The following is a 14,995-nucleotide window of genomic DNA, read 5'->3' on the forward strand; positions in this document are numbered from 1 at the left end:
TTGGCTTCGCCGAGGCCGTGTCGCTCGCGAGGTCGCGCCGGTTTCTGGACTGAGCGGTTCACGCGGCCCCTCGGGCCGCGTGAACCGGGAGGGAAGAAATCGGCTCCAAAGGCGACCTCGCCGCCTCGGCGGAGCCGAGGCCATGTCACAGTTGGTGGGTGCGTATCGCTCGAATTGCCCATCCTGAAGGAGTCGCCTTCGTCACCGTCGAGGGTGACGAAGGCGCCGAGATCGCCCACGAGGTCGCGGAGCACCCGTTCGGGAACCCGACCCTGACCGGCCGGAGCTGGCCGTTGGCCGACACCCGGCTGCTGGCCCCGATCCTGCCCAGCAAGATCCTGTGCGTCGGCAAGAACTACGCCGACCACGCGGCCGAGATGGGTGGCGAGGCGCCCGCCAACCCGGTCATCTTCATGAAGCCGTCCACCTCGGTCATCGGCCCCGGCGCGGCCATCCGGCTGCCCGCCGACTCGTCCAGAGTGGACTACGAGGGCGAGCTGGCTGTGGTGATCGGCATGCCGTGCCGGGACGTCCCGGCGGCCAAGGCCAACGACGTCATCCTCGGCTACACCATCGCCAACGACGTCACCGCCCGCGACCAGCAGCACGCGGACGGCCAGTGGACCCGCGCCAAGGGCCACGACACGTTCTGCCCGCTGGGCCCGTGGATCACCAAGGGCGTGCCGAACCCGGGCGACCTGGCCATCCGCACCGCGGTGGACGGCGAGGTCAAACAGGACTCCCGCACGTCCCAACTACTGCACGACGTCCCCAAGCTGGTCGAGTGGGTCTCCCGGGTGATGACCCTGCTACCGGGTGACGTGATCCTCACCGGCACCCCGGCCGGTGTCGGCCCCCTGACGGCGGGCCAGACCGTGTCGGTCACCATCGAGGGACTCGGCACCCTCACCAACACGGTCGCCAACCGCTGACCATCTCCCGTTGACACCCCGGTGATCCGGGTGGACCGCCGTCCACCCGGATCCCGAGTTGTGCACAGGCTTGATCATCGTCGCGCCGGATTGTCGGTGTCCGCCGGTAGAATTGATATCGGGGGCCGGAGGCATACCAAGATCACCCGCGACCGCTCCGCCAATCGCAATCGCGCTCGCCCTTCCCGCCGATCTGCCCGCCGATCTGCCCGCCGACCTCCGCGGAACCGCCGAGCGGCCGGCCCGCGATCTCGGGACATCGGCACACCCGGACATCGAGGCACCGCGACGTCGAGACGCCGTGCGCCATGACAGTGAGACGCGTGGCGTCGAGGACGCCGGGGCATTGAGGTGCTGGGACATCGAGACGCCGAGGCGTCGGGATGCTGTGACGCGGGATGCCGTGACATTGAGGCGTTGAGGCACCGGGGTACTGCGGCATTGGGACGCTGAGACGGCGCGGCACTGGGGTGTTGTGACATCGGGACGCGGCGAGCGCTGTTCTTGTGCTCGAACGGGTGAGGGCGGCCGTCGGCCCCCCGGTATCCATTCTAGTGGCGCACACCGACAAAACCGGCGGCAGACGATCATGCCTGTGGACAACCGTTGCCGGAGCGGTGGGAGGGTTCGGCGAGGGGCTCGGGGAACCGAGTGCCCCGCGGCCGAACCCGCGGCGGGTTCCGGATGTGGCACCCGGTCCGTCGTCGTGGGACTCCGCCGGACACGGCCGGTAAAGCAGCGGTTCCGCGGCGTGCGGGGGATCACCGCCCGGCTTCGCTTGCGGGCTTGCCCTGCGCTTCCCGGCCGGTCAGCGGCGGGCGAAGTCCGGCGTCGGTTCGGTGAACAGGCCCCGCCCGATGACCTGCGCGGGGATGCGCTGGAGCAGGCCGAACCGGGACAGCACGCGCAGCGGCAGCGGGGCACGCGTAGCCCCCGCGATCTCGACCTTCCCCTCCAGCGTCGGCCGCAGCGCCTTGGCGTGCAGGAACCGCTGGAGGGTCTGCACCGCCACGGTCGGCAGCAGCCTGCGTCGCCGCACCCTGGCGAGGTCTGAAGTGGACACACGGCCCCGGCGCAGCGGGGCGGCCAGCAGCCGCGCGGCGGCGACGGCGTCCTGCACGGCCAGGTTGATGCCGACCCCGCCGATCGGCGACATCGCGTGCGCCGCGTCACCGAGGCAGAGCAGACCGGGGACGTGCCAGCGCGGCAGCCGGTCCAGCTTCACGTCGAGCGTCTTGACCTCGTCCCACGATGACAGCCCGCCCGCCCGGTCCGCCAGCCACGGTGCGGAGTTCACCAGGTCGCGCAGCATGTCGGCGACCGGCTGCCGCCTGTTCTGCGCGTCCGAGCCCTTGCGGATCAACGTGGCGACCTGCCAGTAGTCCCGCCGGTCGATGAGCACCGCCGCGCGCGCCGTGCTGACTACACCGACGATGCCCGCGGGGTCGTCGGCGTGCCGGGGCAGTCGGTACCACCAGACGTCCATCGGCGTCGGGTACGACTTCGGCCGCAGCCCGGCGGCGTCGCGCAGCCGCGACCCGCGCCCGTCGCAGGCCACCACCAGGGCGGCGTCGATGCTGCCGGTCTCGCCGTCAGCGGTCCGGTAGTCCACGCCGACGACCCGGTCGCCGTCGAACCGCAACCCGGTCGTCTCGGTCCGCATCCGCAGGGTGAAGGTGGGCTCCGTCCGCGCGGCCTCGGCCAGCAGGTCGAGGAAGTCCCACTGCGGCACCATCGCGATGTGGTTGTTCGGCCCGGGCAGCCGGGACAGGTCGGCCACGGTCAACGCGCCGCCCGCGAACGGGACCTGCACCTTCTCCACCCGGCTCTGCGGCAGCTCGCGGAACGCCGGTCCCAGGCCCAGGTCGTCGAGCAGGTCAAGGGTCGGCGGGTGCACCGTGTCGCCGCGGAAGTCGCGCAGGAAGTCCGCGTGCTTCTCCAGCACCGTGACCTCGACGCCCGCTCGCGCCAGCAGCAGCCCCAACACCATCCCCGCCGGTCCGCCGCCGACGACGCACACACCGGTCCCGTCCATGGCCCCTCCTCCGACTATTTCAACACCAGTTGAATATCTTCAGGATGCACCTCCCGCCCGCGCCGGTCAAGGCGGCCGGGTGCCGGATACGCTGATCGGGCCATGAGCACGCCAAACGCAGATACCCCAGTACGAGCCCGCTTCTGCCCGTCACCGACCGGCACACCGCACGTCGGGCTCATCCGCACCGCCCTGTTCAACTGGGCGTTCGCTCGCCACCACGGCGGGAAACTCGTCTTCCGCATCGAGGACACCGATGCCGCGCGCGACTCCGAGGAGAGCTACGACGCCCTCCTCGACGCGCTGCGCTGGCTCGGCATCGACTGGGACGAGGGCCCCGAGGTCGGTGGTGAGCACGGTCCGTACCGGCAGAGCCTGCGCCACGAGATCTACCAGGACGTGGTGCGCAGGCTGACCGACGCGGGCGAGTTGTACGAGTCGTTCTCCAGCAACGAGGAGGTCGAGGCCCGCCGCAAGGCCAAGGGCCAGGACCCCAAGCTGGGCTACGACAACGCCGACCGCGACCTCACCGACGAGCAGAAGGCCGCCTTCCGCGCCGACGGCCGCGAGCCGGTGCTGCGCCTGCGCGTGCCCGACCGGGCCATCACCTTCACCGACCTGGTCCGCGGCGAGATCTCCTTCCCGGCGGGCAGCGTGCCCGACCCGGTGCTGGTGCGGGCCAACGGCCAACCGCTCTACACCCTGGTGAACCCGGTCGACGACGCGCTGATGCGGATCACCCACGTGCTGCGCGGCGAGGACCTGCTGCCGTCCACGCCGCGGCAGATCGCGCTGCACGAGGCCCTGCAGCGGGTCGGCGTCGCCGAGTTCACCCCGCACTTCGGGCACCTGCCCCTGGTGCGCGGGGAGGGCAACAAGAAACTGTCCAAGCGGGACCCCGAGTCGAACCTGTTCGCCTACCGCGACCGCGGGTTCATCCCCGAGGGCCTGCTCAACTACCTGGCGCTGCTGGGCTGGGCGATCGCCGAGGACCGCGACATCTTCTCGATGGCCGAGATGACCGCGGCCTTCGAGATCGGCCGGGTCAGCCAGAACCCGGCCCGCTTCGACCTGAAGAAGGCCGAGTCGATCAACGGCGAACACCTGCGCGCGCTGCCGCAAGGGGAGTTCGTCACCAGGGTGCTGCCGTACCTCAAGGCGGCGGGCGTGCTGCCCGACGAACCGTCCGAGGCGCAGTTGGCCACTGTGGACGCTATCGCCCCCCTGGTGCAGGAGCGGCTGATCGTGCTGTCCGACGCGGTGCCGATGGTCCGCTTCCTTTACACGGGAGAAGACGAGTTCACCCCGGAGGTCGACGCGGCGGCGAAGAACCTCGGCGCCGATGCCGCACCCGTATTGCAGGCGAGCGTCGCCGCGCTGGAAGCCCTGCCGGAGTGGACCACCGCGGCCATCGAGCAGGCGCTGAAGACCGCGCTGATCGACGACCTGGGACTCAAGCCGCGCAAGGCGTTCGCCCCCGTGCGGGTGGCCACCACGGGCCGTACGGTGTCCCCCCCGCTCTACGAGTCGCTCGAGCTGTTGGGTCGTGACCGTACTCTCACCCGATTGCGAAAAGCGTTGGCGTAACGGAACAGTGGCGCCCCGCGATAGTCCGATCTCAGGCTGTCGCGGGGCGTCCGCGCTTTACCGTGTCAGATGACGAAACATCACCTATGCAGACGAATCGCCGGGGGCGTCGGGAGATCTAGCCTCGCTGGATGACTTCAGCGCTCGTGCCCGCACCGTCCACTTCGATCACTCGCGGGCCCACCCCGGCGCACGAGCCGCCCACGATCGAGGCCGTCTGCCTCGACATAGACGACACCCTGATCGACTTCACCGGCTCCGCGCGCACCGCGCTGTCGGTCCTGATCGGCCGCGACGACATGTGGTCGGCCTGGCAGCGGGTCACCGAGGAGCACAGCGCGCTGGTCGTCTCGGGTGAACTCGACTACGACACCATGCGCCGCGCGCGCACGAAAGCGTTCCTCGCCGACCTCGGCACCCCCTGTGACGACGACACCGTGGCCGAGCTGGAGGACCGCAGGCTGCACCAGATGAGCCGCGCCTGGCGGCTGTTCCCCGACGTGCTGCCCTGCCTGGACTGGCTGCGCGCGGCCGACATCAAGATCGCCGCTGTGACCAACGCCTCAGGCCCGCACCAGCGCGGCAGACTCGTCGACCTCGGCCTCGGGCGGTTCTTCGACGCCGTGGTCAGCGCCGGGGAACTGGGCGCGGCCAAGCCCGACCCGGTGATCTTCCACACCGCCTGCGGCCTACTGGGCGCCCGACCCGAGCGCACCGCCCACGTCGGCGACCGCCTCGACCTCGACGCGCACGGCGCCCGCGACGCCGGACTGCGCGGCATCTGGCTCGACCGCACCCGGACCGGTGAACCACAAGAACCCGGCGTACCCGTCGTGGACACCCTCGCCGACCTGCCCGCCCTGCTCGTCACCGAGTACCGCACACCCACCGTGACCAGCGCCTCCGCCCTCCCCGCCCCACGCGGGTAGGGGTCGATTTCTCGATCAGCGGCCCCGTGGTCTAACATCTTCCCCAGCACGCAGGACAGCCACTCGGCACCGCACGGTGACGAGCCTGGACCGCGCGGGCGGTGGGGTATGGTGTAATTGGCAGCACGACTGATTCTGGTTCAGTTAGTCTAGGTTCGAGTCCTGGTACCCCAGCCAGAGAGACGGAAAAGCACTCTGCTAGAGTCTCTCCCAGCAAGGCCCGCCAGAAAGCAAACGGCGGCAAAACAACTGAACAAAGTCTTGGCCCCGTCGTCTAGCGGCCTAGGACGCTGCCCTCTCAAGGCAGTAGCGCGGGTTCGAATCCCGTCGGGGCTACGGAAAAGGTGGAAGAGGTCTGCTTGGTGCTTGGCACCTTCGCAGGCCTCTTCCGCTTTTGTATCTGGGGGCCGAGCCCCCAGACCCCCACGGTGCGATCGGTGCCGAACCAGCGGGTGCCGGAGTGGGGCGGTCGGGTTGGGTGGGGGTGGCTCGGCCTTCGGCCTTCGGCCATCGGAGGTCGTGGGGTGGGGCTAGGGCGAAGGACGGGGCGGGGATTGGTTCGGGAGTGATTTTCGGACTGGCGGGTGTGGGGGTTGTGTTTTGGGGTTGGGCGCGTAATTGGCTTGTGGGTTCTCGCTGGGTGTGTTCCTGAGTGCTGTGTGGTTCTGAGGGCGTGGGCCAATGCGATGCGGCTCATGTCGCCTGCCTTGGTTGTTCCTGCTGTGGTGATTCGGTCGGTTGGGCTTGGGCGTGTTGCTCGTTGAGCTGGGGCTGTCCTGCTGCTCCTCGCTTCCCGTCTCTGGCGACTCCGCCGACCGCCGCGGAATCTCGCGGTGGTCGCCAACGCGGCGTGCTTCGCCCGCTGTCCCGGGTCTTGCTTCTCTCCTCAGCCATCCCGCCAACTGCCGGTTGAGCCTGAGCTCCACCTGACGCAAGGCGCCCCTGCTGTGCGCCTTGGTTGGGTGGACTTGCTTTGTGTGGGGGGACGAGTCTGCCAAGCTTCCCGGCGGGTGGGGTGGCTTGCCATCCCCACCGCTTTTGCCCCACCGCGGGCTCGTAGGGGCCCCGCGCAAAGCAAGTTCGCCCAAGCGAGGCCGTGCATCTTTTTCGCGAACGGCTAGGACAGACACGACGTGCCCAGCTCCGCAGTCGGGAGGTGGAGGGGCGTTGATGTGGTGGAGAAGAAGAACGCCCGCGCGGGAGGCGCGGGCGTGCGGGGTGGGTGGGGGTTGGGAGAAGGGGGTTAGAGGCGGTTCTGGAGGGCGTCGGCGGCGGCCAGGAGGTCGGCGGCCCAGCGGGCGCCCGGGCGGCGGCCCATGCGGTCGATGGGGCCGGAGACCGAGACGGCCGCCACCACCTGGCCTGCCGCGTCGCGGACGGGGGCGGAGACGCTGGCCACGCCCGGTTCGCGTTCGGCCACGCTCTGGGCCCAGCCGCGGCGGCGGACTTCGAGGAGGGCGCGTTCGCCGAAGACGGCGTCGGCCAAGAGGCTGCGCTGGGTGGCCGGGTCGGCCCAGGCGGCCAGGACCTTGGCGCCCGAGCCCGCCGTCATGGGCAGGCGGGCGCCGACCGGGACCGTGTCGCGCAGGCCGCTCGGCGGCTCGGCGGAGCAGACGCAGATCCGGTGTAGACCATCTCGGCGGTAGAGCTGCACGCTCTCGCCGGTGCGGTCGCGCAACCGCGGCAGCACCGCGGTCGCCGCGTCGAGGAGCGGGTCGGTGGCACCGCCCGCGAGTTCGGCCAGCGCGGCGCCCGGGCGCCAGCGGCCGTCGCTTCCCCGGCGCAGCAGGCGATGCACCTCCAGGCCGACCGCGAGCCGGTGCGCCGTCGCCCGGGGGAGGCCGGTCTTGGTGCACAGCTCCGCCAGGCCGCACGGCTCCTTGGCCACCGCCTGCAGTACGGCCATTGCCTTGTCCAGAACTCCGATGCCGCTATGCTGTCCCACGTCTCGATACTACTTTCCCGTTATGTGGGAAGTCCAGTCCGTGGGAAGCTGATGGTGATTGGCGATGGCCAAAACGCTCGCCGAGAAGGTGTGGGACCAGCACGTGGTGCGCCGGGGCAGCGGTGCCGAACCCGACCTGCTCTACATCGACCTGCACCTCGTGCACGAGGTGACCAGCCCGCAGGCCTTTGACGGCCTGCGGCTAGCCGGTCGGCCGGTGCGCAGGCCCGACCTGACCATAGCGACCGAGGACCACAACGTCCCGACGGTTGGGATCGATCTCCCGATCGCCGACCCGGTCTCGCGCACCCAGGTGGAGACGCTGCGCCGCAACTGCGCGGAGTTCGGCGTCCGGCTGCACCCCATGGGCGACGCGGAGCAGGGCATCGTGCACGTGGTCGGTCCGCAGCTCGGCCTGACCCAGCCCGGCATGACCGTGGTGTGCGGCGACAGCCACACCTCCACGCACGGTGCGTTCGGCGCGCTCGCGTTCGGCATCGGCACCTCCGAGGTCGAGCACGTGCTCGCCACCCAGACGCTGCCGCTGCGCCCCTTCAAGACGATGGCCATCACCATCGAGGGCGAACTGCGCCCCGGTGTCACCGCCAAGGACGTCATCCTCGCGGTGATCGCCAAGATCGGCACCGGCGGCGGGCAGGGCTACGTGCTCGAGTACCGCGGCCCCGCCATCGAGAAGCTGTCGATGGAAGCGCGGATGACGGTCTGCAACATGTCCATCGAGGCGGGCGCCCGCGCCGGGATGATCGCCCCGGACGAGACCACCTTCGCCTACCTCAAGGGCCGCCCGCACGCGGCCGAGGGCGCCGAGTGGGACGCCGCCGTCGCGGCGTGGCGGGAGCTGCGCACCGACGACGACGCCGTGTTCGACGCCGAGGTGGTGCTCGACGCCGACACCCTGACCCCGTTCGTCACCTGGGGAACCAACCCCGGCCAGGGGCTGCCGCTGGGCGACCGGGTGCCCGACCCCGCGCAGATCGCCGACGAGAACGAGCGCGTCGCGGCGGAGAAGGCCCTGTCGTACATGGACCTGGTCCCCGGCACGCCGCTGCGCGACATCAGCGTCGACACGGTCTTCCTGGGCTCCTGCACCAACGGGCGGATCGAGGACCTGCGCGCCGCCGCCGACATCCTGCGCGGGCACCGGGTCGCCGACGGCGTGCGGATGCTCGTGGTGCCCGGCTCGATGCGGGTCCGCGCGCAGGCCGAGTCCGAGGGGCTGGACAAGGTGTTCCTCGACGCCGGGGCCGAATGGCGCCAGGCGGGCTGCTCCATGTGCCTGGGCATGAACCCCGACCAGCTCGCCCCCGGGGAGCGCAGCGCGTCCACATCGAACCGCAACTTCGAGGGCAGGCAGGGCAAGGGCGGGCGCACCCACCTGGTCTCGCCGCTGGTGGCCGCGGCCACCGCCGTGCGGGGGACGCTGTCCTCGCCGGAAGACCTCGTCACCGCAGCTACCAGCGCCGACGCGCAGAACTGAGGGTAGATCACATGGACTCGTTCACCACCCACACCGGCGTCGGGGTGCCCCTGCGCCGGTCCAACGTGGACACCGACCAGATCATCCCCGCGGTCTACCTCAAGCGCGTCACCCGCTCCGGGTTCGAGGACGGCCTGTTCGCCGCGTGGCGCTCCGACGAGCACTTCGTGCTCAACCAGGAGCCCTACCGGGCGGGCAGCGTGCTGGTGGCCGGACCGGACTTCGGCACCGGCTCCTCCCGCGAGCACGCGGTCTGGGCGCTGTCGAACTACGGCTTCCGGGTCGTGCTGTCGGCCCGCTTCGCCGACATCTTCCGGGGCAACTCGGGCAAGGCGGGGCTGCTGGCGGCCGTCTGCGAGCAGTCCGACATCGAACTGTTGTGGAAGCTGCTCGAATCCGAGCCTGGGACCCAGGTCACGGTCGACCTCCGGGAGAAGACCGTCCAGGCCAAGGACTTCACCGCCCGGTTCGAGGTGGACGACTACACCCGCTGGCGGCTGCTGGAGGGCCTCGACGACATCGCCCTGACCCTGCGGCACAGCACCGAAATCGACACGTTCGAGCAGGCCAGGGCCTCGTACCTGCCGGTTACCACCCCCCTTCAGGCCTCCTGAGGGACCGGGCCGGAATCCCCTTCGCACACCGGGGGTTCCGGCCCGCCCCGGCGCCGATCCCGGCGTCCACAACCCATCCCGGCCCCGCCTCCAGCGCCCAGCGCGACGCCCGAAAACCTCCGATTCGCACCCCCGCGGGGGGTGGTCCTGGCACGAGCCAAGGAAAAATCGGGCGCGTCGCGTGGAAATCGCGCGCATTTGGGCCTATCTTTGCCAGAAGTCGGTCGGAATCGGCCGTAAACGGCAGTGTGGCTCTCTTACGGAGGACTGAAGGGTGAACAAGGCCCAACTCATCGAGGCGTTGACCGAGCGTCTTGGCGACAAGAAGGCCGCGGGCGCCGCGGTCGACGGTCTGGTCGACGTGATCGTTCGCACGGTCAACAAGGGCGAGAAGGTCAACATCACCGGCTTCGGCGTGTTCGAGAAGCGCGCTCGTGCCGCCCGGACCGCGCGCAACCCGCGCACCGGTGAGACGGTCAAGGTGAAGAAGACCAACGTTCCCGCCTTCCGCGCGGGCACGATGTTCAAGGAGGTCGTGAGCGGGGCGAAGAAGCTGCCCAAGGTCGCGGCCACCAAGGCGACCGGCACGACCCGCACCGCGACCGCCACCCGTGGCACCGCGGCGGCGAAGCCCGCCACCACGACCCGCGCGGCGGCGGCGAAGCCCGCGGCGGCGAAGCCCGCGGCGGCGACCACGCGCAGCACCACCACGCGCACCCGCGCGGCGGCGGCGAAGCCCGCGGCGGCGACCACCGCGGCCAAGGCCACCACCACGCGCACGCGCGCGGCGGCGGCGAAGCCGGCGGCGGCCACCAAGACCGCGGCCGCGACGAAGACGGCGGCGGCCCCCAAGGCCACCGCGGCGAAGAAGACCACCACGGCGGCCAAGACCACCGCCGCCAAGAAGACGACGGCCGCCAAGAGCAGCACGCCTCGGGCGACCGCCAAGGCGACCAAGAAGTAACGTCGCCCCCACGGTCGCCGGGGCCCGCGCGGGTTCCGGCGCCGGAGTGGTTTTCCAGCACATCGCGAGAGCCCCGCACGCTTCCCCCGTGCGGGGCTCTCGCGTGTCCGGACCTGGCTGCTTTCCCTGGTCCAGGCCCTTTTCCGGCCCCGCCCGACCGGTCGCGCCCGGCGCCGCGCGCGCCTTCGGCGGCCATCCACACACGTCGAAGTCGTCCACAGCCGGACATCGGTGACTCTCGCCCGCGCGCCTTCCCACGTAGGCTTGAAAACAGGGGTTCCCCTATTGCGGGGGACCCCTCGCTCGCGCTTCGGGCCGGTTGGGGATTGGCGGGGATCGTTGTCCGGAGTGGGGTCGGGACCGGGATCGGGGGCCGCGGGCAGGCGCCGGGATATGTGGTGGAGACGGTTGGCTCCGCCGCGCCGAGGTGGGGATCGGGGCTTCTCGGCCGTGCTCGGGTCTGGATAGGGGATTGGGCGGGTCCGCTTTCGCGGCGCGGTTCGCGGAGGGGCGTTGCCGGGGATCCGTTGCTCACGGCGAGGTCGGAGCGGGATTCGAAGGCGTTGCCCGGGTGCCGGGGGCGAAGTCTTCGGCAGGCAGTGGAGCTGGGGATCGAGGGTCCCGCGTGGGCCGGGTCCGGGCCGCCGCGGTGCGGTCGAGTGGACACGTTGGGGCGGACCGTGGTTCCGGAGGGCGGCCCGAGGCGGGGCCGCTCGCGCTGCGGCGGGCGAGATCCGAGCGGGGTGGGTGTTGGCCTCCTGGGGTGCGTTCGAGGCACCGGCGTCGAAGGCCGGGCAGGTCATGGGTTCGTTGGAGACCCGACCGCGATCGGTGCCGTACCGCGGCGCCAGGCGCGCAGCCCGGGCGGGATCGTGGCGGCGGAGGAGATCCGGGCCTGCTTGCCGATCCCTCGACCGCCACGCGGTCGGGGTGTTCGGACCGGGCCGCGGGGATTCCGCGGGGCGCGGTGGAAGCGGGGCCCGGGTGGTCACCGCAGGCGCCGAACCACGCTGGGCGGGCCACATCCCGGCTGGTCACCCGCGGGCTCTCCGACCGCCGGGGCGATGCGTCCCGCCTGGGCCTACGCCCGGTCCGCCTGGGCCGGGTGGGGGATGTGGTCGGCGGACACCAGCCGCCCGTCGGGGGTGAAGCTGAGCACCCAGGCGCTTCCCTTGGGGCTCTTCAGCTCGTCGGGCTCCACTCCGGAGCCGCCCGGCAGGTCGGCCAGCAGCGCCCCGACCACGCCCGGGATAACCCCGCCCTGGCTGCACACCACGGGCGTGCCACCCGCGCGGGCGATGTCCCGCAGGCGGGCCACCGCCGGGGCCGGGTCGGTGGGTCCGCGGGGGGAGTCGGGCGGCCGGGGGGCCTCGGCCAGCGCGGGCTCGGGTACGACCGGGACACCCAGCAACCCCGCCAGCGGCGCCACTGTGGCCACGCAACGCTCCTTGGGGACCGAGAAGACCCGGTCCGCGCCGAACAGCGGCAGCAGCGCCGTGAGGGCGTCCGCCTGGTGCCGCCCGGTCGGCGAGAGCGGCCGCTGGTCGTCGGGACCCGTCCACAGCTTCTTGCGGCCCGCGTGCCCGTGGCGCACCAGCAACACCGTGACCGTGTCGGGCGGGAACTCCGTGAACCGGGACAGAACCACCCGATCGTGCGGGTAGCTGAGCAGGTCGGCCGCGGCGGCCGCGGGGAGCCAGCGCAGCTCGTCGACTTCCTCGTTCGGGGCGAACTCCCCGCCCGCGGCGCGCGCGGCGTAGTAGTCCACCGTCTTGTCGCCCTCCGGGACCGGATAGCCGACGCGGCCGAGGTGGCGGCCCAGGACGGCGGCGAAACCCGTCTCCTCCGCCACTTCCCGCACCGCCGCGGCGTGCCGCGTCTCGCCCCGCTCCAGCTTTCCCTTGGGCAGGCTCCAGTCGTCGTAGCGCGGCCGGTGCACGATGGCCACCTCGACGGCCGAGGCGCCGGGGGTGTCCCCGGCACCTCGGAACCGCCACAGCACCGCGCCCGCGGCGCGGACGTTCCGTACCACGGCTCAGCCGGTGGCGCGGTGGCGCTTGAGCAACTCGGCCTGGTGGTCGCGCACCGTCGACCCGTCCGCGGGCGACGGTTCCCACTCGCCGTTGGCCAGCAGCACCCAGCACCGGGTGGACGGGTCCAGCGCCGAGTCGAAGATGGCGTCGAGCTGCGCGGTCAGCCTCGGGTCGGTCACCCGGCAGGTGACCTCGACGCGGCGGTCGAGGTTGCGGTGCATCATGTCCGCGCTGCCGATCCAGTGCTCGTCGGACCCGGCGAAGTGGAAGATGCGCGAGTGCTCCAGGAAGCGGCCCAGGATGGACCGCACCCGGATGTTCTCGCTCAACCCGGGGATACCCGGCTTGAGCGCGCAGATCCCGCGCACCACCACGTCCACCGGCACCCCGGCCTGCGACGCCCGGTAGAGCGCGTCGATGACCTGTTCGTCCACCAGGGAGTTCACCTTGATCCGCACCCCGGCCGGGCGACCGGCCCGCAGGTGCTCGACCTCGCGCTCGATCCGCTCGACGATGCCGCGCCGCACGCCGTAGGGGGCGACCAGCAGGCTGCGGTACTCGTCCTGGCGGGCCCAGCCGGTGAGCACGTTGAACAGGTCGGTGAGGTCCGCGCCGACCGCGGGCTCCGCGGTGAGCAGGCCGACGTCCTCGTAGAGCCGCGCGGTCTTGGGGTTGTAGTTGCCCGTCCCGATGTGGCAGTAGCGGCGGATCGTGGACCCCTCCTGGCGCACCACCAGCGAGGTCTTGCAGTGCGTCTTGAGGCCCACCAGGCCGTAGACCACGTGCACGCCCGCCTTCTCCAGCGCCCGCGCCCACTTGATGTTCGCCTGCTCGTCGAAGCGCGCCTTCAGCTCGACCAGCGCCACCACCTGCTTGCCCGCCTCGGCCGCGTCGATGAGCGCGTCCACGATGGGGGAGTCGCCGGAGGTGCGGTACAGGGTCTGCTTGATGGCCAACACGTGCGGGTCGCTCGCGGCCTGCTCGATGAACCGCTGCACGCTGGTGGAGAACGAGTCGTACGGGTGGTGCACCAGCACGTCGCCCTCGCGCAGCGTCGCGAAGATGCTCTTCGGGGTCTCCCGCTCGCCGAACGCCGGGTGCGTGGCGGGCACGAACGGCGGGTCCTTGAGCTCCTTGCGGTCCACGCCGTAGATCTGCCACAGGCAGGACAGGTCCAGCAGCGCGTGGCCGCCGTCGAAGCCGTCGGAGTCGCGGCCCCGCACGATGACCACGTCGCCGGGGTGCACCTCCAGCTCGCGCAGCAGCAGTTCGAGCATGTGGTCGCTCATGTCGCCCGCGATCTCCAGGCGCACCGACGGGCCGAACCGGCGCTGCGCCAGCTCCCGCTCCAGCGCCTTGAGCAGGTCCTCGTCGCGGTCCTCCTCGACCTCCATGTCGGCGTTGCGGGTCACCCGGAAGGCGTGCACCTCGGTGAGGTCCATGCCCGCGAACAGCGCGTCGAGGTGCGCGGCGATGAGCTCCTCCAGCGGCAGGAACACCGCGACCTGCTCGTCGGCGCTGCGGTCGATGGGCACCAGCCGCGGCACGTTGTCCGGCACCTTCACGCGGGCGAAGCGCTCGCGGCCGCCCTCCGGGTCGCGGACCGTCACCGCGAGGTTGAGCGAAAGCCCCGAGATGTAGGGGAACGGGTGCGCCGGGTCGACCGCGAGCGGGGTCAGCACGGGGAACACCTGGTCGCGGAAGTAGTTCGACAGCCGGGTGCGTTCCTCGTCGGTGATCTGCTCCCAGTTGGCGATGCGGATCCCGCACTCCTCCAGCGCCGGGCGGACCTGGTCCTCGAAGACCTTGGCGTGCCGGTCGACCAGCTCCTGGTTGCGCTTGGCGATGTAGGCCAGCTGCTCGCGCGGGGTGAGCCCGTCGGCGCTGCGCACCGACAGGCCGGTCTCGTTCCGGCGCTTGAGGCCCGCGACCCGCACCATGTAGAACTCGTCGAGGTTCGAGGCGAAGATCGCCAGGAACTTGGCCCGCTCCAGCAGCGGCTGGGAGGCGTCCTCGGCCAGCGCCAGGACCCGGGAGTTGAAGTCCAACCAGGACAGTTCCCGGTTGAGGTAGCGGTCGTCGGGCAGGTCGGTCGGCACCGCGGCGGGGGTCACCGCCGGGGGCGCGGACGGCACGGCGCGCTGCGCCGGGGCGGCTCCGGTCGCGGGGGCGTCCTGGCTGGTCAACTGCTCTTGGTCCGAGGTGCTCACCGGCCCATTGTCAGGCACGTGACAACCGATGGCGCACCCGCGCGACCGACGCCACCGTGAATTCTCGGCGGTTGGGCACCGGTTGTCCCATCCGGCGCCGCTCGTCCGGCGGCGCTTGGCCGTGGGCGTGGCCCGGCCGGGCTCGCTGTGGTTGATCTTGGTCGGGGGCGGGTCCTCCACATCCGCCCGAGTTGTCCACAGGTCGAGGTCGACTTCCGCCGCTCGGTCGTTGCCGCGTAGGCTTGAAA

The 14,995-nt window shown here is 71.3% G+C and carries 10 protein-coding genes and 2 tRNA genes; 8 read left to right on the forward strand and 4 right to left on the reverse strand.

Features of this window, described 5'->3' with window-relative positions:
• Positions 1–158 precede the first annotated feature (158 nt).
• Entirely contained in the window at positions 159–932 is a 774-nt protein-coding gene (locus V5P93_RS08595; protein ID WP_104481992.1) for a fumarylacetoacetate hydrolase family protein, read from the forward strand.
• An 808-nt stretch (positions 933–1,740) separates the two neighbouring features.
• Here the strand turns inward: V5P93_RS08595 and V5P93_RS08600 are convergent.
• Entirely contained in the window at positions 1,741–2,967 is a 1,227-nt protein-coding gene (locus V5P93_RS08600; protein ID WP_104481993.1) for an FAD-dependent oxidoreductase, read from the reverse strand.
• Positions 2,968–3,069: 102 nt separating this feature from the next.
• On the opposite strand from V5P93_RS08600, the gene gltX reads away from it, so the two are divergent.
• The 4 genes from gltX to V5P93_RS08620 all read left to right on the forward strand — a co-directional run bounded on the left by gltX (position 3,070) and on the right by V5P93_RS08620 (position 5,819).
• Positions 3,070–4,554, forward strand: a complete 1,485-nt coding sequence (gltX, locus tag V5P93_RS08605; protein WP_104481994.1) for a glutamate--tRNA ligase — start codon at positions 3,070–3,072, stop codon at positions 4,552–4,554.
• Between the two features lie 131 nt (positions 4,555–4,685).
• Entirely contained in the window at positions 4,686–5,483 is a 798-nt protein-coding gene (locus V5P93_RS08610) for an HAD family hydrolase (RefSeq protein WP_104481995.1), read from the forward strand.
• A 102-nt stretch (positions 5,484–5,585) separates the two neighbouring features.
• Positions 5,586–5,660, forward strand: a tRNA-Gln gene (locus V5P93_RS08615).
• 86 nt (positions 5,661–5,746) lie between these two features.
• Positions 5,747–5,819: transfer RNA gene (locus V5P93_RS08620), tRNA-Glu, on the forward strand.
• 907 nt (positions 5,820–6,726) lie between these two features.
• On the opposite strand, the gene V5P93_RS08625 is transcribed toward V5P93_RS08620, so the two are convergent.
• Entirely contained in the window at positions 6,727–7,428 is a 702-nt protein-coding gene (locus V5P93_RS08625; protein WP_181043774.1) for an IclR family transcriptional regulator, read from the reverse strand.
• Positions 7,429–7,492: 64 nt separating this feature from the next.
• Between V5P93_RS08625 and leuC the strand changes: the two genes are divergently transcribed.
• The 3 genes from leuC to V5P93_RS08640 all read left to right on the forward strand — a co-directional run bounded on the left by leuC (position 7,493) and on the right by V5P93_RS08640 (position 10,504).
• Positions 7,493–8,926, forward strand: coding sequence for a 3-isopropylmalate dehydratase large subunit (gene leuC / locus V5P93_RS08630; protein ID WP_104481997.1), 1,434 nt, complete (start codon positions 7,493–7,495; stop codon positions 8,924–8,926).
• 11 nt (positions 8,927–8,937) lie between these two features.
• Positions 8,938–9,540 (forward strand): 3-isopropylmalate dehydratase small subunit, encoded by a 603-nt coding sequence (gene leuD / locus V5P93_RS08635; RefSeq protein ID WP_104481998.1) that lies wholly within the window; start codon positions 8,938–8,940, stop codon positions 9,538–9,540.
• Positions 9,541–9,814: 274 nt separating this feature from the next.
• On the forward strand, positions 9,815–10,504 hold the full coding sequence (locus V5P93_RS08640) for an HU family DNA-binding protein (RefSeq protein WP_104481999.1): 690 nt from the start codon (positions 9,815–9,817) through the stop codon (positions 10,502–10,504).
• A gap of 1,081 nt (positions 10,505–11,585) precedes the next feature.
• Here V5P93_RS08640 and V5P93_RS08645 read toward each other — a convergent pair.
• Both V5P93_RS08645 and V5P93_RS08650 read right to left on the reverse strand, forming a co-directional pair.
• On the reverse strand, positions 11,586–12,536 hold the full coding sequence (locus tag V5P93_RS08645; protein ID WP_104482000.1) for an NUDIX hydrolase: 951 nt from the start codon (positions 12,534–12,536) through the stop codon (positions 11,586–11,588).
• 3 nt (positions 12,537–12,539) lie between these two features.
• Positions 12,540–14,723 (reverse strand): RNA degradosome polyphosphate kinase, encoded by a 2,184-nt coding sequence (locus V5P93_RS08650; protein WP_245931622.1) that lies wholly within the window; start codon positions 14,721–14,723, stop codon positions 12,540–12,542.
• Positions 14,724–14,995 lie beyond the last annotated feature (272 nt).

The organism is Actinokineospora auranticolor (assembly GCF_041897805.1).
Classification (GTDB): domain Bacteria; phylum Actinomycetota; class Actinomycetes; order Mycobacteriales; family Pseudonocardiaceae; genus Actinokineospora; species Actinokineospora auranticolor.

Bases quoted from the DNA above. Each gene is read 5' to 3' on its own strand.
- leuC (WP_104481997.1), top strand. From the start codon at position 7,493: ATGGCCAAAACGCTCGCCGAGAAGGTGTGGGACCAGCACGTGGTGCGC.
- gltX (WP_104481994.1), top strand. From the start codon at position 3,070: ATGAGCACGCCAAACGCAGATACCCCAGTACGAGCCCGCTTCTGCCCG.
- leuD (WP_104481998.1), top strand. From the start codon at position 8,938: ATGGACTCGTTCACCACCCACACCGGCGTCGGGGTGCCCCTGCGCCGG.
- V5P93_RS08610 (WP_104481995.1), top strand. From the start codon at position 4,686: ATGACTTCAGCGCTCGTGCCCGCACCGTCCACTTCGATCACTCGCGGG.
- V5P93_RS08600 (WP_104481993.1), bottom strand. From the start codon at position 2,967: ATGGACGGGACCGGTGTGTGCGTCGTCGGCGGCGGACCGGCGGGGATG.